This is a genomic window from Pseudomonas sp. TE9122 (genome assembly GCF_056278925.1).
Genome location: NZ_JBWBQI010000001.1, coordinates 4,841,121 through 4,861,986, shown reverse-complemented (window position 1 = coordinate 4,861,986; position 20,866 = coordinate 4,841,121). Strand labels below are relative to the sequence as shown.

Sequence of the window (20,866 nt, the reverse complement as noted above, 5' to 3'; positions counted from 1 at the left end):
TTGCCTGAAGAAAAGTTTCAGGCGAGCGGATCAAGGGGCGGCTTCGTTTCGCGGTCGATCACCTCTTCAAGCAATGTCCGCAGCAATGCCAACGAGGCCTGCTGGCGTTGCACATCACGGCACACCAGGCCAACTTGCAACGGCACCCGTGGTTCGCTCAGCGGTTTCCATAGCAGATCTTCATCGTCATATTCCTTTTGCGAACGTCCCGGCAGCACCGTTGCCAGCCTGGTGTGCGGCAGGCTATCGAGAATCCCCAGCATAGTGTTCAACTCGGCCTGCACCTGCGGGCGTCGTCCGAGGCTGGTCAGTTGTGCCTGCCAGATCTGTCGGATCTGGAACTCTTCGCCGAGCAGCAACATGGGCAGCTCAGCAGCCTGGCGCATCGAGACCTTCTTGAACTCGCGCAAGGGATGGTCCGCCGGGATGACCAGCGTCAGTTCATCTTCGTACAGCAACACACCGTGCAGACCGGGTTGGCGCGGTGGCAGATAGCTGATGCCGATGTCCAGGGAACCATTGAGCAGACGCCGTTCGATTTCCAGCCCGGTCAGTTCATAGATTTGTACCACCAGATGCGGCTGCGCCTTGCGCACACGCTCGAGCATCTGCGGCACAAGGCTGGTGTGCACCGTTTGCAACACACCGATCGCCAGTGTGCGCAGTGCCTGACCCTTGAAACTACCCAACGCCTCGCGCGCCCGCTGCAAGCCATCGAGCAATGGCAACGCGTGGTTGTACAGCGTATGCGCAGCGAGGGTCGGCAGCAGGCGTTTACTGCTGCGTTCGAACAGGGTTACGTCGAGGTTCTGCTCCAGCTGACGGATCTGTTGCGACAGCGCCGGTTGCGAGATCGACAAGCGCTCAGCCGCACGGCCGACATGGCCTTCTTCGTAGACCGCGACGAAATAACGCAGTTGTTTGAAATCCATAAGTAGCGCTTATCGAAATGGCTGAGAAATCGAAATGGCCTGAAGCCGTTTGCGCGCCTAGTCTAACCGCATTCACAAGGCTTGCAGGGCCAGAAAGCGTGACGAATTCCATTTGCTTCGTTCGTGATTACATAGGCAGTTCAAAAAACCTCCAGCGAGGTTTTTCCGCATGAATATGTTCAGTTTGCGGCGCCAGACGCCGAGTCTGGATGACCTCTGCTTCGAGGCGGGGCCATCCGCTATGACCGACCATCTCAATGCCCAACGCCTGATGCCCAGCGTCGATCGGCCGCAACAAGTGTTCGTTCGCGGCCAGGGTTCCTGGCTGTGGGACAGCAACGATCGCGCCTACCTCGACTTTTCCCAGGCCGGCGGCGCCAACAGCCTTGGCCACAGCCCCACGGCGCTGGTCAAAGCCATCGCCAATCAGGCCCAGGCGCTGATCAATCCCGGCTGCAATCTGCGTAATGGCGGCATGCTCAGCCTCGCCGAACGTTTGTGCGCCAGCACGTCCAGCGATCAGGCGTACCTGCTCAACAGTGGCAGCGAGGCTTGTGAGGCGGCGATCAAACTGGCGCGCAAATGGGGGCAGCTGCATCGCGGCGGCGCCTCGCGGATCATCATGGCTGAGCAGGGTTGTCATGGCCGCAGTCTGGCGACGATTGATCGAGTGCCATTCAACGACCTGCCGGCGCTGCATGCGGCGGTAGACGCGCAGACCGTGGCGATCATGCTGGAGCCGATCCAGAGCGATGCCGGGGTCATTCCCGCGACCGAGCATTACCTCAAAGGGGTCGAACGACTGTGCCGTGAACTGGGCATTCTGCTGATTCTCGACGAAGTGCAGACCGGTATCGGCCGCTGCGGCACCTTGCTCGCCGAACAGTCCTACGGGATTCGCGCCGATATCGTCGTGCTCGGCAAAGGTCTTGGCGGCGGCTTGCCGCTGGCGGCCTTGCTGGCGCGAGGTAAGGCCTGCTGCTTCGCCACTGGCGAGCTGAGCGGCACCCATCACGGCAACGCCTTGATCACGGCGGCCGGTCTGGTAGTGCTCGACAGCATCCATGACCGCAGCTTTCTCCAGCAGGTTAACGACAGCGGCCAGCATTTGCGCGAAGGCCTTGCGCGACTGGCGCACCGCTACCGCCACGGCGAGTTACGCGGCCAAGGCCTGTTTTACGGGTTGACGCTGTCCGACGAATGCGCCGACGCCGTCGTCCATGCCGCACTTCACGAAGGCCTGATATTGAACGCCGCGCAGCCTGACTGCCTGCGCTTCACCCCGGCCCTCACTGTCAGCAAAGCCAACATCGACGAAATGCTCCTGCGCCTGGGCCGCGCCTTCTCGCGGGTGCGCACCGCCCAAGTGCACTGCCGCAAAGGCATTGCCGTGTGAGCTGAGCAGCCCCAACCGATTACTCGAACCGTCTCGCGGTATAACGCACGCCCCACGCCTGATTCTTTTGGCGTGGGGCGTTTTTTTGTGGCCGGGTTTTACAGACGGGATTTAGAGCTTGAGGGATCGTACCGCGGATGGTCTTTTAGAGAATGCCAGCAAGGGATGCGGCCACGGCCTGATCGGTATCACCGAAAAAGCCGTTTTGCGATCTGTACCACTGGGTGGTATGTTTTTGGAAGGGATACCTATGCCATTGAGGTTGTTCAAGACCAAACGCTTCGCCCTCCAGGCCAGCAGGGCGTGGATCACAGATGAAGAGTTGCAAGAGGCGTTTCACCAGATGCTTCAGGGACAGGCGGACAATCTTGGCGGAGGCGTGTGGAAGAAGCGCTTGAAGGCGAACCGTCACCGTTCGATTGTTTTGGCAAAAGGTGGACGTCACTGGATCTACCAAGTGCTTTTCGCCAAGCAGGATCAAAGCAATATCACGCCAACAGAATTGAAGGATTTACGTAAATTGGCAAAGGTCTATGCGCAACTGACCGAAGCGCAGATCAGCGACTTGTTGGCGATGAAGGAGTTTGTGGAGATATGTCATGAGTAAGAAATTCAAAAGTGAAGTCTTTGAATCGATACACGAATCAGCCGGGGCGTTGCTTGCTGTCGGAGCAATAAACAAGGCAACGATGCGAGAATTCGATGACTCCTGTCTGGCATCGGTTCCCTTAGCGATCCCGGCTGAGGAGATCAAGGCGCTACGCGAGCGAAACAAGGTCAGCCAACCGGTATTTGCACGCTATCTCAACACAAGTGCATCCACGGTGAAGCAGTGGGAATCGGGTGACAAACATCCCAGCGGTATGGCGCTCAAACTACTGAGCATCGTACAAAAACATGGGTTGAAAATTCTCGCTTGAGCCTGACGAGCTATTGCACTGAACCCTGACGAACGGCGCGTGTCGATTAGCTTGTATGGCTCAAGTGAGCCAACCCCCATTCAGGAGCTGCCCCATGGATTTCATTCGTATCATCATCGCTATTCTGTTGCCGCCACTGGGCGTGTTTCTGCAGGTCGGGTTTGGCGGGGCGTTCTGGCTGAACATTCTGCTGACGCTGTGCGGCTACATCCCAGGGATCGTGCATGCGGTGTATATCATCGCCAAGCGTTGAGTCCAGCGGCGTCTGATCAATAGCTATCGCGGGCAAGCCCGCTCCCACAGTGTTATGAGTGATCACAATTTTTGTGTACACCAAATAACCTGTGGGAGCGGGCTTGCCCGCGATTGGAGCGACGCAGTCTCAAAGTGAGGGCTCAGTCAGTTAGCCCCATCACTCGCCGATAAAACGTCCACTCCTGCTCCAGCGCATGTGCCTGGTTGGCCGCGCGGCGGAAGCCGTGGCGTTCGTCAGGGTAGTAATGCGCCTCGACCGGGATGCCGTTGTGCTCCAGCGCCGCGACCATGTCGCGGGTTTGTTGCGGCACGACCACCGCGTCCAGTTCACCTTGAAAGAAAATCACCGGCACGCGAATGTTGTCTGCGTGCAGCAGTGGCGTGCGGGAGGCATAGCGTTCGGCATCTCCTTCGGGATCGCCGATCAGCCAATCCAGATAATCGCCCTCGAACTTGTGCGTGGCCCGGGCCAACGCGACCGGATCGCTGACGCCGTAGAGGCTGGCGCCTGCGCGGAAAACCTGCCTGAACGCCAGTGCACACAACGTGGTGTAACCACCTGCACTGCCACCGCGAATGAACGCGCGGTCACCATCGATCAAACCTTGGCCAGCGAGATAGCTGACCACCGCGCAGGCATCCTCGACATCCACCTCGCCCCAGCGCAGATGCAGCGCTTGCCGATATTCGCGACCATAGCCACTGCTGCCGCGATAGTTGAGGTCGGCGACAGCAAAGCCGCGCTGCGTCCAGTACTGGATGCGCGGGTCGAGTATCGGATAGCACGCCGACGTCGGGCCGCCGTGGATAAACACCACCAGCGGAGGTTTCGCTTCACCGCTCATGACCGGGTAAAAGAAACCGTGCGCCTCGCCGGAGCCGCTCGGATAACGCAAGGTCTGCGGACGGCTGATGCGTTCGGCAGGCAATGGAGCCACGCCGCCAGCGAGGATTTTCACGGCATGCGACACACGATCAATGGCGATCACTGCCGACGGGCTGGTCGGCGATGCAGCGATGCAATAGATGAATTGTTGATCCATCGCCAAGTGGCGGAAGCGGCTGTAGTCACCGCTGAAATCTTCACTTCCAAGGGCCAGGCGACCGAAACCATCCTCGCTCCAGCTGGCTAAAAATTGATCACCGACAGGCAGCCACGTGCAGCCGCCTAGCTGCCACGGCGCGGGCGCGTGATCGGCCTCGGCACTCGGTAGCGCGTGCAAGCCATCAGACGTTTCGCCCCACGGCTGCCAGTAGCCGCCACGGTCCGTCAGGCAACAGAGCCGCCCATCAGCGTCGAATCGCGGCTGCTGGATCGACTCCTCGATCTGCTCACCGGCAACACAGCGAGGCGCAGAAAAATCGCCTTGCGCGACCATCAAGCGCGTCGAGGTCCACGGCTGATGCGGGCGACGCCACTCGATCCACGCCAGCCGCTGGCCATCGGGGCTGAGCGTTGGTGACGCATAAAAATCCGCACCCTCGGCCAGCACCTCTCGCGTACCGGTCGCCAGATCAATTGCCACCAGGCGATGCCGATCCTGCTGCTCTTCAACCGCCAATACCCGGCCAGCGGCGAATTGCAGATCGCCGTAGCGGCAGTCAGTCGACGTCAGCGCGACCGGCTCGCCATCCAGCGCCTGCCGATACATCTGCTGATCCGCTTCATTGACGAAAACCACCCCGTCAGGCGTCAGACAAAACGCACCACCGCCATATTCGTACACGCGGCTACGCACGCTGAAGCCGTCCGGCGTCAGACTTTTCGCTGCGCCATCGCGCCAATGCCAGATCCGGCATGCGGCATCCTCGGGGCGGTATTCATTCCAGAACACACCATGGGCGCCGAGCTGCAGTTCGGCGAAGTCGGTTCCGGCGGCGACGGCTTGGGCGGCGCTGAAAGGCTCAGCCCTTGGCGATGAGGCGTGAGTTTCGTTCATTGCGAAAGGCCAATTGTTCGATGGTTTGAGTGGCGGTCTCGGCTTCTTCGCGGGCCTGGAGAATCACGCCGTGATGTTCGGACTTGCTGCACACCGGGTCGGCATTACTGGCATCACCGGTGAGCATGAACGCCTGGCAGCGGCAGCCGCCGAAGTCCTTTTCTTTCTCGTCGCAAGAGCGGCACGGCTCGGGCATCCAGTCGTAACCGCGAAAACGGTTGAAGCCGAACGAGTCGTACCAGATGTGCTGCATGCTGTGATCGCGCACGTTGGGAAACTGCACCGGCATCTGGCGGGCACCATGGCAGGGCAGGGCGGTGCCGTCCGGGGTGACGGTCAGGAAGATGCTGCCCCAGCCGTTCATGCAGGCTTTCGGGCGTTCTTCGTAATAGTCCGGAGTGACGAAAATCAGCTTGCACGGATGCCCTTCGGCTTCCAGTCTGGCCCGGTATTCGTTGGTGATGCGTTCGGCGCGCACCAGTTGCTCCTTGGTCGGCAGCAGGCCAACACGGTTGAGCTGCGCCCAGCCGTAGAACTGGCAAGTGGCGAGTTCGACGAAGTCGGCCTCCAGCGCAATGCACAGTTCGATAATGCGGTCGATCTTGTCGATGTTGTGCCGATGGGTGACGAAGTTCAGCACCATCGGATAGCCGTGGGCCTTGACTGCGCGAGCCATTTCCAGCTTTTGCGCAAAGGCCTTTTTCGAACCGGCGAGCAGGTTGTTCACTTGCTCGTCGCTGGCCTGAAAACTGATCTGGATGTGATCGAGCCCGGCCTTTTTGAAGTCGCTGATTTTCTGCTCGGTCAGGCCAATGCCGGAGGTGATCAGGTTGGTGTAGAAACCCAGCTGCCGCGCTTCATGGATCAGTTCGGCCAAGTCCTGACGCACCAGCGGTTCGCCGCCGGAAAAGCCCAATTGCGCCGCGCCCATCTCCCGCGCTTCGCGGAACACCTTGATCCATTGCTCGGTGGTCAGCTCTTTGCCCTGCTCGGCGAAATCCAGTGGGTTCGAGCAATACGGGCATTGCAACGGGCAACGGTAGGTCAGCTCGGCGAGCAGCCACAGCGGCAGGCCGACTTCAGGTTTTGGCGGGACTTGCACGGACGAATCAGGCAAGTTCGATCCAGTGCTGCGCACGGGCAACCTCCATGAATTGCTCGATGTCATCACCAAGCTCGGGCACGCCGGGGAACTGCTCGTCGAGTTTGGCAATGATCGCCGCGACATCGCGTTCACCATCAATCAAGCCGCCGATCAGTGCGGCGCTGTCGTTGAGTTTGATCATGCCTTCAGGGTAGAGCAGCACGTGACCCTTTTGCGCCGGCTCGTATTGGAAGCGATAGCCCGGGCGCCAGCTCGGCACTTTGCTGCGGTCGAAACTCATAAGATGATTCCTTTATGCCAGACCCGTTGTTCGGTCACGCTGTGATACGGCGGACGGTTCAGTTCGTAGGCCATGCTCATGGCATCGAGCATGCTCCAAAGAATGTCCAGTTTGAACTGGAGAATTTCCAGCATGCGCTCCTGGCCTTCGCGGGTCTTGTAGTGCTCGAGGGTGATCGCCAGCCCATGTTCGACGTCACGCCGCGCCTGACCGAGGCGGGTGCGGAAATATTCATAACCGGCCGGGTCGATCCACGGGTAATGCTGCGGCCAACTGTCCAGACGCGACTGGTGGATCTGCGGCGCGAACAGTTCGGTCAGCGAGCTGCTGGCGGCCTCCTGCCAACTGGCGCGACGGGCGAAGTTGACGTAGGCATCGACGGCGAAACGCACGCCGGGCAGCACCAGTTCCTGGGAGCGCAATTGGTCCGGGTCGAGGCCAACAGCCTGGCCCAGACGCAGCCAGGCTTCGATGCCGCCATCTTCACCGGGTGCGCCGTCGTGGTCGAGCAGGCGCTGAATCCACTCGCGGCGGATTTCCCGATCCGGGCAATTGGCGAGGATCGCTGCGTCCTTCAGGGGAATGTTCACCTGATAGTAGAAGCGGTTGGCGACCCAGCCCTGAATCTGCTCGCGGGTCGCACGGCCTTCGTACATCGCCACGTGGTAAGGGTGGTAGATGTGGTAGTAGGCGCCCTTGGCGCGCAGGGCCGCTTCGAATTCGGCGGGGGACAGCGGGGTGTCGGTCATGTCTGTTCTCCGGGAACAACCCTGGGAATCTCTGGTGTCTGTGCTGGCTTCTTCGCGAGCAGGCTCGCTCCCACAGTTGATCGCATTCCATTGTAGGAGTGAGCCTGCTCGCGATAGACCGCGCAGCGGTCTCGATTGCTTAAAGCACGATACTCATGCCGTCGAACGCCACTTCAACATTACGCCGCGCCAGTTCGGCACGCTCCGGCGAATCTTCATCGAGGATCGGGTTGGTGTTGTTGATGTGGATAAGCACCTTGCGTTGCTCGGGCAACTGCTCCAGCACTTCGAGCATGCCGCCGGCGCCGTTCTGTGCCAGATGGCCCATCTCGCGACCGGTGCGGGTGCCGACGCCACGGCGCTGCATTTCATCGTCATCCCACAGCGTGCCGTCGACCAGCAGGCAATCGCTGCCCGCCATGATTTCCAGCAACGGCGCATCGACCTTGCCCAGTCCCGGCGCGTAGAACAGCTTGCCGCCAGTGTTGAGGTCTTCAACGATCAAACCGATGTTGTCGCCCGGATGCGGATCGAAACGGTGCGGCGAATACGGCGGCGCGGCGCTGCGCAACGGCAACGGGGTGAAACGCAGATTCGGGCAGGCGGCTACGGTGAAGCTCTGGTCGAGCTCGATACGGTTCCAGTCCAGCCCGCCGTTCCAGTGGGTGAGCATCTTGAACAGGGGAAAACCGGTGCTCAGGTCTTCCTGAACCATGTCCGTGCACCAGACCTGATGCGGGCATCCTTCGCGCAGGCTGAGCAGGCCGGTGGTGTGGTCGATCTGGCTGTCCATCAGGATGATCGCGCTGATGCCGGTGTCGCGCAGGGCCCGGCCCGGTTGCATCGGGGCGAAGCTTTGCAGTTGCGCGCGGATGTCCGGCGAGGCATTGCACAGCACCCAGTTCACGCCGTCATCGGAAATGGCGATGGACGATTGGGTGCGGGCCTTGGCGTTCAGGCTGCCGTCGCGAAAACCTGCGCAGTTGACGCAGTTGCAGTTCCACTGCGGAAAACCGCCACCGGCGGCCGAACCCAGAATCTGGACGAACATGAACGCTCCATCATTTCAACGCGGAAAATAAAACGCCTCGGCGAGCCGAGGCGTTGCACTGCGATTCTGCGTAGGCAGAACTCAGCGGCTGGCGAAGTACATGGTGACTTCGAAGCCGATACGCAGGTCGGTGTAAGCAGGTTTGGTCCAGGCCATGAGATGTCTCCTTCTGAGGGTTGGGATAGCGCTATCCATAGTTATAGTCCACGGTAGCGCGGTGATGTTCCAATTAGTTAGGCGGCTATGTTACTCAAAATTTCAACGCCGTGACCCGTGAATCTTTGAGAAAGCTCCTTGCAGCCTCGGTAATGATCAGTTTGCCGCTTGCCACGGTGTGCCCGGCATCGATTCATTGGCCAGGCAATGCCAGCCGCCCTCGGCATTGATCAGGCGCTGCGCAGCGGCCAGCAAAGCCTGGCGATCGAGTTGCCGGATCGCCGTGACCAACTGCTCCCGGTAATCCGACGAATGGCCGGCAAGTTTGCCTTGCCAGAGGAGTTCGGCGGCATCCTTGGTGGACAGTGTGGTGTCGTCGAACTGATCGACGAGGCTTTGACGCTGTTGCTCGAGGCTTGCTTCATCGAACGTTTCGATCAGCGCGGGAATGCCGTTGAAAAACTCTTGAATATATTCGAGCAACTCGGCGGCCGAAGTCGTCGGCGATTGCACGCCAAACACAATCGCGGTCATGCCGTGCAACTGACGCAGCGCGCTGAACACGGCGTACCCCAATTGCAGTTCGACGCGCAGGCGCTGATAGAAAGGTGTCTGGCACAGCTGAGCCACAAGGCGCCACGCCGCTTCGTCAGCAATATCGCGGCTGGCTGTCGGGCAGATCAGCAGCAAGGCGTGTTCGCTGGAGGCGGTGTTGATCTGGCTCCAGTGGTACTGGGCTTGGGTGAGCGACGCAACCGGTAGCTGATTGTCCGGTGTGCCGGGAATGCGGCTCAGCGCCAGGCCCAAGGCTGACTGGGTGGATTGGTTAAGGCCTAGAGCGAGGCCGTCCCAGCGCGAAGTCGTCCACAACTGATTGGCGTCGTCGCTGGTTTCAATCGTGGGCACGCATTTTTCCGGCAACGCTTCGAGTAGTTGGCGGATCGGCATCGACGGTATCTGCACCTCGTCGCGCGGCGAATCGGCGCCGATCATCGTCAGACATTTCAGCGCATGCTCGAGGATGCTGGGCATCGGTTCCTGTAGTCCGGTCATTTTCAGCAGGCATTGGTTACCTGCGGCGCTGAAAGACAAGTTCACTCCGGCTTCGGACGCATCCTGTCGGGTCTGGCGCAGACTGCGCTGCAATCTTGAGCGCAGATCGGCGCTGGCCGCCGTCTCGACCTGCCAGCGCAGGTAAATCGCGCCCTCATCGCTGTTGTCCGGCAGGGCCTGGCTGAACTGCATCGGCGATCGCTCGCGACGACTGCGCGAGCGATCCTGGGCGAAGGTGCGCAGGCCACGGTGGGCGCTGGTCTGGCCGCGAATCAGCCCGGCGTTGGCCAGCGGTTCACTGGCGCGCAAGAAAGGGTTGGCGGCGGGCAGGAGCCAATGATCGCTGAAGTTATCCACAACAGCGATTTCGCGGAGGATGTGCTCAAGCGCGGCAGCGCCGGATTCGGACAGGCCGAATGCTTGCTGCTCGATGTCGGTTCGCGCCAGTTGCAATGCGCCGCTGACTTGCTGCTGGCGCTGAAGCAGGGCGGCGTATTCCTCGCGCAACGGCGTCCAGTCCTGACGGGCGAAGAAGCTCAGCCAGTCCAGCAGGTGTTCGCGAATGGTATCCAGGCGGTCGCCGCCAGCATTGAATTGAAGATGCAGCAGCGCTTGGCCGGCGAACTGGTAGAGCGGCGTGGCTTTCAGGCTGTCAGCCAGATTCTGTTGATGCAGGTATGCGAGCAATCCACCAGGTTTTGCGCTATTCAACCAATGACAGAGAAAAGCCATCGCCTCGGCGGATGACTCGGGCAACGCGTCGAAAGCGAATAACAGGTTCGCGTGAGCGCCGACCTGTTGATAACTGTTCACTGCCAACAGTGGCGGTGCGGCCTGGGCAACTTTATCCCCAACCGGCAACACCGCTGCGAATTGCTGCGCCAGCTCCCGAAGCTCATCGATACTTTGTGGCCCGACCATACTCAGGCTCATTTGCCCGGTTCGATAAAACTGCTGATGGAAGTCTTGCAGCGCCCACTGAAACCCTGGCGATTCGACCTGCAAGCTGTCCCGATTGCCCGCATGAAATCCACGCAACGGGTGGTGCGCGGGTAAACCTGCATACAGGGCAAACTGCTGTTGCGCTGTCGGATCCTGCGACCAGGCGACAAACTCCGCCTGCAGCACTTCCCGTTCACGCAGTTGATCGTCCCGATTCATCCGTGGCCGGGCGAGCATGTCTGACAGACGCTCGAGCCCCGCGCTGAAGGACGACACAGGCAACTCGAAGAAAAAATCCGTGGTGCGCTCACGGGTGCTGGCATTCACTTGGCCGCCGTGACGTTGCACGTAGGCCATCAGCCCTTCGTCTGTGGGAAAACGCTCGGTGCCGAGAAACAGCAAGTGCTCAAGAAAATGCGCCAGCCCCGGCCATGCCAATGGCACGTCATGGCTGCCGGCCGCCACGCGCAACGCGGCAGCGCTGCGCTTGAGACCGGGCACGTGACGCAGGGTCACGCGCAGGCCGTTGGCCAGGGTTTCAGAGTGGGGGCGGGGATGAGTCGGCGCGGGCATGGGCACTTCCAGAACAGTGAAGTGCCCATGCTAGCGGATTAGCGGCGGTTGAGCGCGCCGTAAAGCTCCGGGCGGCGATCGCTGAGATAGCGATTGGCCCGGCGTGAATCGTTCATCAGTTGTCGATCCAGTTCACCGACGATCAACGCCTCGTCCAGACCTGCCAGAGCGATGCGGCTGCCGTCCGGCGCGGCAATGCTGCTTTGCCCGCAATACTGGATATCGCCTTCATGTCCGCAGTAATTGGCGTAAGCCACGTAGCACTGGTTTTCGAAGGCGCGGGCACGCACGGTGACATCGGCAACGAAATCGAACGGAATCATGTTGGCCGTCGGCACCACGATCAGCTCGGCGCCGGCCAAGGCCAGGCGCCGCGCGTTTTCCGGAAACTCCAGGTCGTAGCAGATCAGGAAGCCGAGCTTCCAGCCGTTCAGCTCAACCACCGGCAACTCCGCTTCGCCGGAGCTGAACATCGACCGATCGAGGTCGCCGAACAGATGCGACTTGCGGTAATTGCACAGGCGCTCGCCATGGGTGTCGATCAGTTGCACGGCGTTGTAGATCTGCCCGTCGGCGGTGCGCTCCGGGTAACCGTAAACGATCGCCAGACCCGCAGCCTTGGCAATCCGGCCGATCTGCTGCGCCCATTCACCGTTATAGACCTCGGCCAGCGTGCTGACCGCTTCGGCGCCGATGTTGTAGCCGGTCATGAACATCTCCGGCAGCACCAGCAGATCGGCGCCTTTGGCCTCCATCGCTACTTGATGCAGGCGATGCAGGTTGGCGGCGGGGTCCAGTGGCAGCGGTGGACATTGGTAAACGGCTACGCGCATCGGGGAATCCTCTTACTCGGGCAGGGCGATAGGGCCGATGTCTTTGAACACATCACCCGGGCCGGGGTTCTCTTTATGTGTGGATCCGCCGAAATGTTTCATGATGCCCCACACCGCGTTGAGCGAAGTCTGCACTGCGCCTTCGACCCACGCCGGTGTCCACGACACGTCGTCGCCGGCGATGAAAATCCCGCGCTGCTCGGCCGGCATGTCGTCCTGCATGAAGTGCGCGTACATGCGCTGGTTGTAGCGGTAATGGCCGGGCAGGGCGCCTTTGAAGGCACCGAGGAAATACGGATCGGCTTCCCACGACACGGTGATCGGGTCGCCGATGATCCGCGCGGCAATGTCTACTTTCGGGTAGATCTTTTTCAGCGCGTTCAACGCCAGCTCAACGCGTTTCTCCACCGGATGCGGGAGCATTTTCAGCGCGTCGCTCATCCACGAGTACGACAGACAGATCACCCCCGGCTTGTCGTCACCGTTGTCGAACAGATAGGTGCCACGGGTCAGGCGATCGGTGAGGGTCATGCTCATCACATCGCGGCCGGTCTCCGGATCCTTGTCCTTCCAGAATGGCCGGTCGACCATCACGAAGGTTTTCGACGACTGCATGTAGCGCGTGCGGTCGAGGGCCATCCACATCTTCTGCGAGAACAGGGTTTCATCGCATTCGATCTGAGTGGTCAGCAGCCAGCTCTGGCAGGTTGTCAGGACGGCGGCGTATTCGCGGGTGTCACCGTTGTTGTCGGTAACGGCGAAACGGCCTTGCGGTGCGTGAGCAATTTTCTTCACACCGGAACGTGGTGCGCCACGGTGCAGGGATTTCAGGCTGGTGCCGGCCGGCCAGTGCACGCAGCGCTCCGGCACATGGCGCCAGATGCCCTGTGGCACCTGTTCGACGCCACCGACCACCAGGTGTTGGTGATCGTCGCAATTGGTCATCACCACGCGGAAGATTTCCAGCATCGAATTGGGGAAGTCCGAATCCCAGCCGCCGGTGCCGAAACCGACCTGCCCGAACACTTCGCGATGCTGGAACGACAATTTGGCGAAGGCTTTCGAGGTGGCGACGAAGTCATAAAAGGTCCGGTCGTCCCACAGCGGCACCAGCTTGTTCCACAGCTCTTTCAGGCGCGGCACATCGCGATCGCGAATGGCTTGCTGGATATCGGAGAACTGCGAACCGGCTTCCAGCGCATCTGCCCAGGCGTCAGCGACTTCCTGGAACAAAGCAGGAAGATCCTTCAGGCTTTCGGCGTAATAGGTTTCGCCTTCCAGATCGATCACGGTACTGCCCGAAGCACCGGTCAGCGGGTTGGGGAAAGGCTTGGTTTCGAGGCCGAGCTTGTCCACGTAGTGATAGAACGCCGTGGAGGACACTGGAAAGCGCATGCCGCCAAGCTCCGCGACGATGGCGTCGGTACCGTTGAAGGCTTGCGAGCGCAGACGACCGCCGAGTTTCGACGCCTCGTACACCACCGGTTTCAAACCGAGTTTCATCAGTTCATACGCAGCCACCAGACCGGCAATGCCCGCCCCGACAATCGCCACCTCAGCGCCATGGTGCTGCTCGGGAATGCTCCCCAGGCCGGCGGGATGCTCGATCCAGTCGTCAAACGCGAACGGAAAGTCCGGACCGAAAATGGTGACTGGTTTTTTTCCGTCTGCAGGATGGCGGTTGTTCTTGTTCATGGCTGACCTTGTTGACGACCCGACGCAGGATTCGCGTCTGAGTATAGGAAAAGATGTCAGCCATTCTAGGGAGCGTGGAGCGCGTTAATAAGGCGCAATGTGTCGTCGTTTTGCCTGATTGTTGTGCAGACTGACGATTGCAGGCTGCATACCGACCAAAATGTGGGAGCGAGCCTGCTCGCGAAGAGGCTCTGAAATTCACCCGAGAAGCTCGATCAAAATCTTAAACCGGCTGCCCCCGATCAATCTTGCTGCTCAGAATGATCGACGTCGTGGTCTTCTCCACCCCATCGACGCTGCCAATCTGATCCAGCAACTGATCGAGCTGCTCCGGCGAGTCGGTGCGCAACCACGCCACATAATCAAACTCGCCACTCACTGCACACAACTGCTGCACCTGCGCCATCGCACTCAAACGCCGCAACACGTCCTTGCCGGAACGCGGCTGCACCTTGATCCCGACGTACGCCTGCAAGCCACCATCGACCACACGCTGACCAAGACGCACGCCATAACCGGTGATCACTCTGGCCTTTTCCAGCCGGGCCAGGCGCGACGTCACCGTCGTGCGAGCAATGCCTAGCTGACGGGCGAGCATGGCCACGCTTTCGCGGGCGTTGATTTGCAGCGCGGCGATTAGCTGACGGTCGATTTCGTCGAGGATGGGTTGGCGGGTGTCTGGCAAGGTGGGCTCCGATGGCGTGGGCGATGAGATTGCCGATGGTACAGGGTCAAGCGCATTGGAGCATATTTGGAACCCATCGCTCGATGAGAGGGATAACGGCTGTGACGGTTGCTCTTGTCAGGTTCAAGGGCTATGATCGGTACGTCAGCACAGACCGGAACTTTGTAAGCAAAGGGTGTTGATTTCGGTGGCGCAAGCCACTCCTAGCCAGTGAGCGGGATAAGCGGGAAACCGTAAAAGGACAGGCCGATATTTCAGATTTACAGAAAGCCCCGTTGCGCAAGCATCGGGGCTTTTTGCTTTCTCTCACACGGATTTTTGTCTAACCGCTCAAAACCGCAGCTTAGGATCTTTCCTACAGCTCTGGTTAGGTCTTCCGAACATTGCGCCCGCCGAGACGAAACCCAACCACTCGCCCACAAAAAAGCCGCGCATCAAGCGCGGCTTTTCAATTTGGTGGGCCCACACGGACTCGAACCGTGGACCAAAGGATTATGAGTCCTCTGCTCTAACCAACTGAGCTATAGGCCCTCAGTAGGCCGCGGATTATAGCGACGGTTTCGCGGCTGTGCTATCCGAAAAATCCGATACGGTTATATGCAGAAACGTCGCGGCGAATTCGTCCGGGGGCAGCGGCAGGCTGACGATGTAGCCCTGGATCTGTTCACAACCTTCTGCGGCGAGGAATTGTTGTTGCGCCTGGGTTTCCACGCCTTCGGCAATCACGGTGAATTGCATGCTGCGACCGAGCGCGATGATGGCGCGCACAATGGCCGCGTCGTGGGGGTCGTCAGGCAGTCCGCGGACGAAGGACTGGTCGATCTTGAGGATGTCCAGCGGCAGGCGTTTGAGATAGCTGAGCGAGGAGTAGCCGGTGCCGAAGTCATCGATCGCCAGTTGCACGCCGAGGTGTTTGAGCTGGTGCAACACTGCCAGCGCCTCTTCGGCCTGACTCATGATGAAATTCTCGGTAATTTCCAGTTGCAGTAAATCCGGCCTGAGGCGGTTGTCCTTGAGCAGTTGCTCGATGCGCACCAACAGGTTCGGCTGACGCAGCTGTGCGCCAGCGAGGTTTACCGAGAGCGGCCCGAGCGGTTGGTAGATCCGGCTCCACTCGAACATTTGCCGGCAAGCGGTTTCGAGCACCCAGTCACCGATCTGCAGGATCATGCCGTTCTCTTCGGCCAGCGGAATGAAATGCTCGGGCGGCACGTCGCCGAAGGTTGGGTGGCGCCAGCGAATCAGCGCCTCTGCACCGACCAGACTGTGGTCGACCAGGCTGATTTTCGGTTGGTAATAGAGAAACAGCTCATCGCGCTCGATGGCGCGGCGCAGTTCGTGTTCCAACGCTACGCGCTCGCTGGCTTGGGCGGTGAGGTCGCGGGTGTAGCTTTCGACGCGGTTACGCCCCTTGGCTTTGGAGCGGTACATCGCCGCGTCCGCGTTTTTCACCAGGGTGGCGACATCGCAGCCGTCGCGGGGATAGAGGCTGGTGCCGATGCTCGCGCTGATAAAAAACTCGTGTTCGCCGGCCTGGAACGGCGCACCGAAGCAGTTGAGCAGTTTCGTCGCGATGTTGTCGGCATCGCTGGCTTGCTGCAGGCCCGGCAGCAGAATGATGAACTCGTCGCCGCCCAGCCGCGCGACCGTGTCGATATCGCGCAATTGTTCTTTCAAGCGCACGGCGATGCCCTTGAGCAACAGGTCGCCGACCGGGTGGCCGAGGCTGTCGTTGATGTGTTTGAAACGGTCGAGATCGAGAAACAGCACGGCACCCTGGCCGCCATTTTCCTGCTGGCTGGTCAGGGCCATTTGCAGGCGGCTCTCGAACAAGGTGCGGTTTGGCAAGCCGGTGAGCGGGTCGTGGTGAGCCTGGTAATCAAGCTTGGCCTGGGCATGCTTGAGGCTGGAAATATCGGCGAACACCGCGACGAAGTGAGTGATGAACTTGTCGCGATTGCGCACGGCGCTGATGGTCAGCCAGCTCGGGTACAGCTCGCCGTTCTTGCGCCGGTTGGAAATCTCGCCTTGCCAGTGGCCTTCGTCAGTCAATTGGTGCCACATCGCCGCGTAGAAAGCGCTGTCATGCAGCCCTGACGCCAGCAAGCGTGGCGTGTGGCCCAGCGCTTCACTTTCGCTGTAACCGGTGATTTCGGTGAATGCGCGATTGACGGCGCTGATGTGTTGTTGAGTATCGGTGATCAACACGCCCTCGGCGGTGCTCTCGAAAACGGTCGCGGCCTGCTGCAGTTTTTCCTGCATGAGATGGCGTTCGGTGATGTCGCGGGCGATGGTCAGCATGCAATCCTCGTCGCCGATCGGCAGCGGTCGACTGGACACTTCGCACAGGCGAATCTGCCCGTCGCTGCGACGGATGTGGCAAGTGAAGTCGCGTACAAACCCGTCGCGCTTTAGCAGATCGAGCATCTGCTTGCGTTCGTTGAGGTTGACCCAGATACCCAGGTCCAGTGTCGACCGATCCACCGACATGGCGCTGTTGAAACCGGTGATGCGGCTGAAACCTTCGTTAACCTCCAGCAGCAGGCCGTCGCTCTGGCGCGACAGCAACAGGCCGTCGGGCGACGCATGGAAAGCCTTGGCGAATTTTTCTTCAGAGGTTTGCAGTTGCTGTTGGGTTTCCTTGAGCTGGCTGATGTCGCGTACTACAACCACCAGCGCCGGTGTGGTATCGAGGTCGAAGGGCTCGGCGGAAATCAGCCCGGTGAACAGTTGGCCGTTGTTGCGGCGAAAGGGCATTTCCAGATTACGGATGCTGCCGGCCTGCAAACGCTGCAAGAGGCCCGGCCCCACCCCGGGGATGCCCCAGATATTGAGGTTGGTGGCGGTCTGGCCGATCACCTCCTCGGCCCTGAGGCCGATCTGCTCTTCGAAGGCCTCGTTAACCTCCAGCAGGCAGCCGTCGGACAGGCGCGCAATCACCAGAATGTCCGGGCATTGCTCAAACACCGAAGCGAACTTCTGCTCGGACAGCCGCAGCGCTTCTTCGGTGCGTTTGATTTCGCTGATATCGATCATCAACCCGCGCATCACCGGTTCGTGGCCATGCTCGATCAGGCTGACAATGTCGCGCACCCACAGGCAGCGGCCGTCGGCGGTGATCACGCGATAGTCGACGATGTGATCGCGGCCCTGGCGCAGCGCTTCCCTGCAATAGTTTTGCGTGCGGGTCAGGTCGGCGGGGTGAATGATGTTGTGCCAGAAACCCGGAATCAGCCAGTGAGACTGTGGATACCCGAGCAGGTCTTCAGCATGGGGCGAAACATAGCTGTAGGTGAAGTCGCTCATCCGCGCTTCCCAGGCAATCGCCGACAAGCTCTCCACCAGGCCACGGTAGTGATATTCGCTGCTGCGCAATTCCTGTTCGAGGTCGATGCGCCGGGAGATTTCCGAGCTCAGGCGACGGTTGATGCGAATCACCACGGCCAGCACCGTCATCAACAACAACAGACCGGGCAGGCCATACATCAGCAGGTCCGACCAGAACGTGCGGTGGTCGAGCACATTACCGACCCAATGTTCCTGAATGCTGCTGATTTCCGCCGGTGTCATGTCGGCCAGGACTTTATCGAGGATGCCCACCAACATTTTGTTATCGCGAGGCACGGCCATTGCCAGTTGATAACGATACGGGGTTTCGCCGCTGACGTAGAGGCCGTCGAGTTTGAGCTGGCGCAGGCTCCACACGCTCGAAGCCAGATCGCCGACCACCGCGTCCACTTCGTCAGTCGCCAGGGCTTGCAGCGCCGAACTGACATTGGGCATGGCCACCAGATTCAGATCGGGATGGTGAGTGCGCAGCAGTTCGTGGGGGGCATAGTTTTCCACTACGGCGATTTTCAGACCGTACAGGTCGTCAAGTTTGCGCGGCTGGGCGCCGCCGACATGGGCGAGGATGACGATCGGGAAGTCCAGGTACGGCCGGGTAAACGACAGATAGTTCTGGCGCTCCGGCGTGGACATGATTCCCGGCAGCAAATCGATTTTGCCTTTTTTCACCTGCTCCAGCACCACTGTCCAGCTTGCTGGCTCGATGGGCGTCAGCTTGATTGCCAGACGTTCACGGATCACCTCGATATAGTCGGCAGCCAGGCCCTGATAGCGGTTCTGATCGTCACGGAACTCGAAGGGCGGCCACGATGCATCAACACCCAGGCGCAAGTCAGGGTGAGCCGCCAGCCAGCTGCGTTCTTCATCGGTGAGAGTCAGCGCGTCAGCCGTGGCGGTGCAGATCATCAATGACAGCAGAAAAAGCACGGGCGCCAGTCTGGGCATAACGCTCTCGTCAGGGCTTGAAGTGATTGTTTCGAGTGTAGACGGGGTACGCGGCGGGGAGGGCGGAGCGGGGAATTTAATCTGCCATAAAACAAAACCCCCGGCCTGGGCCGGGGGTTCTGGTATCACTCGTCGAGGAAGGAGCGCAGATGCTCGCTTCGCGTCGGGTGGCGCAGCTTGCGCAGCGCCTTGGCTTCGATCTGACGGATCCGCTCACGCGTTACGTCAAACTGTTTGCCCACCTCTTCTAGCGTGTGGTCGGTGTTCATGTCGATACCGAAACGCATGCGTAGTACCTTGGCTTCACGGGCAGTGAGGCCGGACAGCACTTCGCGAGTCGCTTCCTTCAGGCTTTCCACTGTGGCGACATCGATTGGCGACTGCATGGTCGAGTCTTCGATGAAGTCGCCCAGATGGGAGTCTTCGTCATCACCGATCGGGGTTTCCATGGAGATCGGCTCTTTGGCGATCTTCAGTACCTTGCGGATCTTGTCCTCAGGCATTTCCATGCGTTCGCCCAGCTCTTCCGGAGTCGGTTCGCGACCCATTTCCTGCAACATCTGCCGGGAAATACGGTTGAGCTTGTTGATCGTCTCGATCATGTGCACCGGAATACGGATGGTGCGCGCCTGGTCGGCGATCGAGCGAGTGATCGCCTGACGGATCCACCAGGTGGCATAGGTCGAGAACTTGTAACCACGACGGTATTCGAACTTGTCCACCGCCTTCATCAGACCGATGTTGCCTTCCTGGATCAGATCGAGGAATTGCAGACCGCGGTTGGTGTACTTCTTGGCGATCGAGATCACCAGACGCAGGTTGGCTTCAACCATCTCTTTCTTCGCGCGGCGGGCCTTGGCCTCACCGATCGACATGCGACGGTTGATGTCCTTGATTTCAGCAATGGTCAGGCCGGTCTCGGTTTCCAGCGCAATCAGCTTCTGCTGGCAACGGATGATGTCCGGCTGCACGCGACCGATGGCTTCGGCGTACTTGCTCTTGCCTTTGGCCAGGGCGTCGGACCAGCTTTCGTCGACTTCGTTGCCCGGGAACTGACGCAGGAAATCGGCGCGCGGCATACGTGCATCACGTACGCACAGCTGCATGATCGCGCGCTCTTGCTGACGCAGGCGATCCAGGGCACTGCGTACACGCTCGACCAGGGCTTCGAATTGCTTCGGCACCAGTTTGATCGGCATGAACAGTTCGGCCAGGGCCAGCAACTCGGCAACGGCTGCCTTGTTGTGACGACCGTGCTTTTTCAGGGCCTTGCGGGTGATTTCCATCTGGTCGGCGACGGCGCCGAAGCGCTGCGCAGCGATGACCGGATCCGGACCGCTTTCGGCTTCTTCTTCATCGTCGGAAGATTCGGCATCATCGTCGTCGGTATCGTCGTCGGCCTTGACGGCTTTCGGGTCAACCGGCGGCGGCACTTCTGCCGCAGGCGGCGCGATGCCGTCGTCCGGGTCGATATAACCGCTCAGGACGTCGGACAGGCGACCACCTTCGGTGGTGACGCGGGTGTACTCGGAGAGAATGTGGTCAACCGTGCCTGGGAAGTGCGCAATCGCGCTCATCACTTCACGAATGCCTTCTTCGATCCGCTTGGCGATTTCGATTTCGCCTTCACGGGTCAGAAGCTCGACCGTACCCATTTCACGCATGTACATGCGCACCGGGTCAGTGGTGCGACCGATATCGGTCTCCACCGCCGCCAACGCAGCGGCTGCTTCTTCCGCAGCGGCCTCGTCGGTATCGGCGTCGGCCAACATAAGGGCGTCCGCATCCGGAGCACTCTCGTGTACGGGGATCCCCATGTCGTTAATCATGCGGATGATGTCTTCCACCTGCTCCGGATCTGAAATATCCTCGGGCAGGTGGTCGTTGACCTCGGCGTAAGTCAGATACTTCTGCTCACGACCCAGTTTGATCAACTCAATAATACGAGACTGCTGTTGCGCTTTTCCGGACATAACACCCTATCCACTGAAGGTCTTGGCGGGCAAAA

Annotated in this window: 17 protein-coding genes and 1 tRNA gene; 4 read left to right on the top strand and 14 right to left on the bottom strand. The window is 60.0% G+C overall.

The window, feature by feature from the left end; translation table 11 throughout:
• Positions 1-17 precede the first annotated feature (17 nt).
• The gene (locus tag ACZ9BE_RS21985; protein ID WP_150743545.1) at positions 18-932 is read right to left on the bottom strand and encodes a LysR family transcriptional regulator; all 915 of its coding nucleotides are present in this window, start codon (positions 930-932) and stop codon (positions 18-20) included.
• 169 nt (positions 933-1,101) lie between these two features.
• Between ACZ9BE_RS21985 and ACZ9BE_RS21980 the strand changes: the two genes are divergently transcribed.
• The 4 genes from ACZ9BE_RS21980 to ACZ9BE_RS21965 all read left to right on the top strand — a co-directional run bounded on the left by ACZ9BE_RS21980 (position 1,102) and on the right by ACZ9BE_RS21965 (position 3,501).
• Positions 1,102-2,328, top strand: a complete 1,227-nt coding sequence (locus ACZ9BE_RS21980; RefSeq protein ID WP_476249932.1) for an aspartate aminotransferase family protein — start codon at positions 1,102-1,104, stop codon at positions 2,326-2,328.
• Positions 2,329-2,578: 250 nt separating this feature from the next.
• Positions 2,579-2,935, top strand: a complete 357-nt coding sequence (locus tag ACZ9BE_RS21975; protein WP_056786636.1) for a type II toxin-antitoxin system RelE/ParE family toxin — start codon at positions 2,579-2,581, stop codon at positions 2,933-2,935.
• Positions 2,928-3,248 carry a helix-turn-helix domain-containing protein gene (locus tag ACZ9BE_RS21970; protein WP_039757682.1) on the top strand — a complete coding sequence of 107 codons (321 nt, stop codon included), beginning with the start codon at positions 2,928-2,930 and terminating at the stop codon, positions 3,246-3,248. Before ACZ9BE_RS21975 ends, ACZ9BE_RS21970 begins: the two co-directional genes overlap by 8 nt.
• A 94-nt stretch (positions 3,249-3,342) precedes the next feature.
• Entirely contained in the window at positions 3,343-3,501 is a 159-nt protein-coding gene (locus ACZ9BE_RS21965; protein WP_003228885.1) for a YqaE/Pmp3 family membrane protein, read from the top strand.
• Between the two features lie 142 nt (positions 3,502-3,643).
• On the opposite strand, the gene ACZ9BE_RS21960 is transcribed toward ACZ9BE_RS21965, so the two are convergent.
• The 13 genes from ACZ9BE_RS21960 to rpoD form a co-directional block, all read right to left on the bottom strand.
• Positions 3,644-5,443: a S9 family peptidase gene (locus ACZ9BE_RS21960; protein ID WP_476249931.1), complete on the bottom strand. Its 1,800-nt coding sequence runs from the start codon at positions 5,441-5,443 to the stop codon at positions 3,644-3,646.
• Complete coding sequence (gene pqqE, locus ACZ9BE_RS21955; RefSeq protein ID WP_252868388.1) at positions 5,409-6,581, bottom strand: pyrroloquinoline quinone biosynthesis protein PqqE; 1,173 nt, start codon at positions 6,579-6,581, stop codon at positions 5,409-5,411. Before pqqE ends, ACZ9BE_RS21960 begins: the two co-directional genes overlap by 35 nt.
• On the bottom strand, positions 6,553-6,828 hold the full coding sequence (pqqD, locus tag ACZ9BE_RS21950; protein ID WP_056786642.1) for a pyrroloquinoline quinone biosynthesis peptide chaperone PqqD: 276 nt from the start codon (positions 6,826-6,828) through the stop codon (positions 6,553-6,555). The genes pqqE and pqqD overlap by 29 nt, the downstream gene beginning before the upstream one ends.
• Positions 6,825-7,577 (bottom strand): pyrroloquinoline-quinone synthase PqqC, encoded by a 753-nt coding sequence (pqqC, locus tag ACZ9BE_RS21945; protein ID WP_039757691.1) that lies wholly within the window; start codon positions 7,575-7,577, stop codon positions 6,825-6,827. Before pqqC ends, pqqD begins: the two co-directional genes overlap by 4 nt.
• Positions 7,578-7,716: 139 nt before the next feature.
• On the bottom strand, positions 7,717-8,628 hold the full coding sequence (pqqB, locus tag ACZ9BE_RS21940; protein ID WP_256808082.1) for a pyrroloquinoline quinone biosynthesis protein PqqB: 912 nt from the start codon (positions 8,626-8,628) through the stop codon (positions 7,717-7,719).
• Positions 8,629-8,709: 81 nt separating this feature from the next.
• Positions 8,710-8,784, bottom strand: a complete 75-nt coding sequence (pqqA, locus tag ACZ9BE_RS21935) for a pyrroloquinoline quinone precursor peptide PqqA (RefSeq protein WP_003444522.1) — start codon at positions 8,782-8,784, stop codon at positions 8,710-8,712.
• Between the two features lie 156 nt (positions 8,785-8,940).
• Positions 8,941-11,352 (bottom strand): pyrroloquinoline quinone biosynthesis protein PqqF, encoded by a 2,412-nt coding sequence (pqqF, locus tag ACZ9BE_RS21930; RefSeq protein ID WP_476249930.1) that lies wholly within the window; start codon positions 11,350-11,352, stop codon positions 8,941-8,943.
• Positions 11,353-11,390: 38 nt separating this feature from the next.
• Positions 11,391-12,185, bottom strand: coding sequence for a carbon-nitrogen hydrolase family protein (locus ACZ9BE_RS21925; RefSeq protein WP_460059468.1), 795 nt, complete (start codon positions 12,183-12,185; stop codon positions 11,391-11,393).
• Positions 12,186-12,197: 12 nt separating this feature from the next.
• Positions 12,198-13,880: a flavin monoamine oxidase family protein gene (locus tag ACZ9BE_RS21920; RefSeq protein WP_016772878.1), complete on the bottom strand. Its 1,683-nt coding sequence runs from the start codon at positions 13,878-13,880 to the stop codon at positions 12,198-12,200.
• 223 nt (positions 13,881-14,103) lie between these two features.
• Entirely contained in the window at positions 14,104-14,565 is a 462-nt protein-coding gene (locus tag ACZ9BE_RS21915; protein WP_041476707.1) for an Lrp/AsnC family transcriptional regulator, read from the bottom strand.
• A 454-nt stretch (positions 14,566-15,019) separates the two neighbouring features.
• Positions 15,020-15,096: transfer RNA gene (locus ACZ9BE_RS21910), tRNA-Ile, on the bottom strand.
• A 15-nt stretch (positions 15,097-15,111) separates the two neighbouring features.
• Positions 15,112-18,858: a bifunctional diguanylate cyclase/phosphodiesterase gene (locus tag ACZ9BE_RS21905; protein ID WP_476249929.1), complete on the bottom strand. Its 3,747-nt coding sequence runs from the start codon at positions 18,856-18,858 to the stop codon at positions 15,112-15,114.
• 125 nt (positions 18,859-18,983) lie between these two features.
• Positions 18,984-20,831 (bottom strand): RNA polymerase sigma factor RpoD, encoded by a 1,848-nt coding sequence (gene rpoD / locus ACZ9BE_RS21900; protein WP_024014550.1) that lies wholly within the window; start codon positions 20,829-20,831, stop codon positions 18,984-18,986.
• Between the last annotated feature and the right edge of the window lie 35 nt (positions 20,832-20,866).

Bases quoted from the DNA above. Each gene is read 5' to 3' on its own strand.
- ACZ9BE_RS21985 (WP_150743545.1), bottom strand. From the start codon at position 932: ATGGATTTCAAACAACTGCGTTATTTCGTCGCGGTCTACGAAGAAGGC.
- ACZ9BE_RS21980 (WP_476249932.1), top strand. From the start codon at position 1,102: ATGAATATGTTCAGTTTGCGGCGCCAGACGCCGAGTCTGGATGACCTC.
- ACZ9BE_RS21975 (WP_056786636.1), top strand. From the start codon at position 2,579: ATGCCATTGAGGTTGTTCAAGACCAAACGCTTCGCCCTCCAGGCCAGC.
- ACZ9BE_RS21970 (WP_039757682.1), top strand. From the start codon at position 2,928: ATGAGTAAGAAATTCAAAAGTGAAGTCTTTGAATCGATACACGAATCA.
- ACZ9BE_RS21965 (WP_003228885.1), top strand. From the start codon at position 3,343: ATGGATTTCATTCGTATCATCATCGCTATTCTGTTGCCGCCACTGGGC.
- ACZ9BE_RS21960 (WP_476249931.1), bottom strand. From the start codon at position 5,443: ATGAACGAAACTCACGCCTCATCGCCAAGGGCTGAGCCTTTCAGCGCC.
- pqqD (WP_056786642.1), bottom strand. From the start codon at position 6,828: ATGAGTTTCGACCGCAGCAAAGTGCCGAGCTGGCGCCCGGGCTATCGC.
- pqqC (WP_039757691.1), bottom strand. From the start codon at position 7,577: ATGACCGACACCCCGCTGTCCCCCGCCGAATTCGAAGCGGCCCTGCGC.
- pqqB (WP_256808082.1), bottom strand. From the start codon at position 8,628: ATGTTCGTCCAGATTCTGGGTTCGGCCGCCGGTGGCGGTTTTCCGCAG.
- pqqF (WP_476249930.1), bottom strand. From the start codon at position 11,352: ATGCCCGCGCCGACTCATCCCCGCCCCCACTCTGAAACCCTGGCCAAC.
- ACZ9BE_RS21925 (WP_460059468.1), bottom strand. From the start codon at position 12,185: ATGCGCGTAGCCGTTTACCAATGTCCACCGCTGCCACTGGACCCCGCC.
- ACZ9BE_RS21920 (WP_016772878.1), bottom strand. From the start codon at position 13,880: ATGAACAAGAACAACCGCCATCCTGCAGACGGAAAAAAACCAGTCACC.
- ACZ9BE_RS21905 (WP_476249929.1), bottom strand. From the start codon at position 18,858: ATGCCCAGACTGGCGCCCGTGCTTTTTCTGCTGTCATTGATGATCTGC.
- rpoD (WP_024014550.1), bottom strand. From the start codon at position 20,831: ATGTCCGGAAAAGCGCAACAGCAGTCTCGTATTATTGAGTTGATCAAA.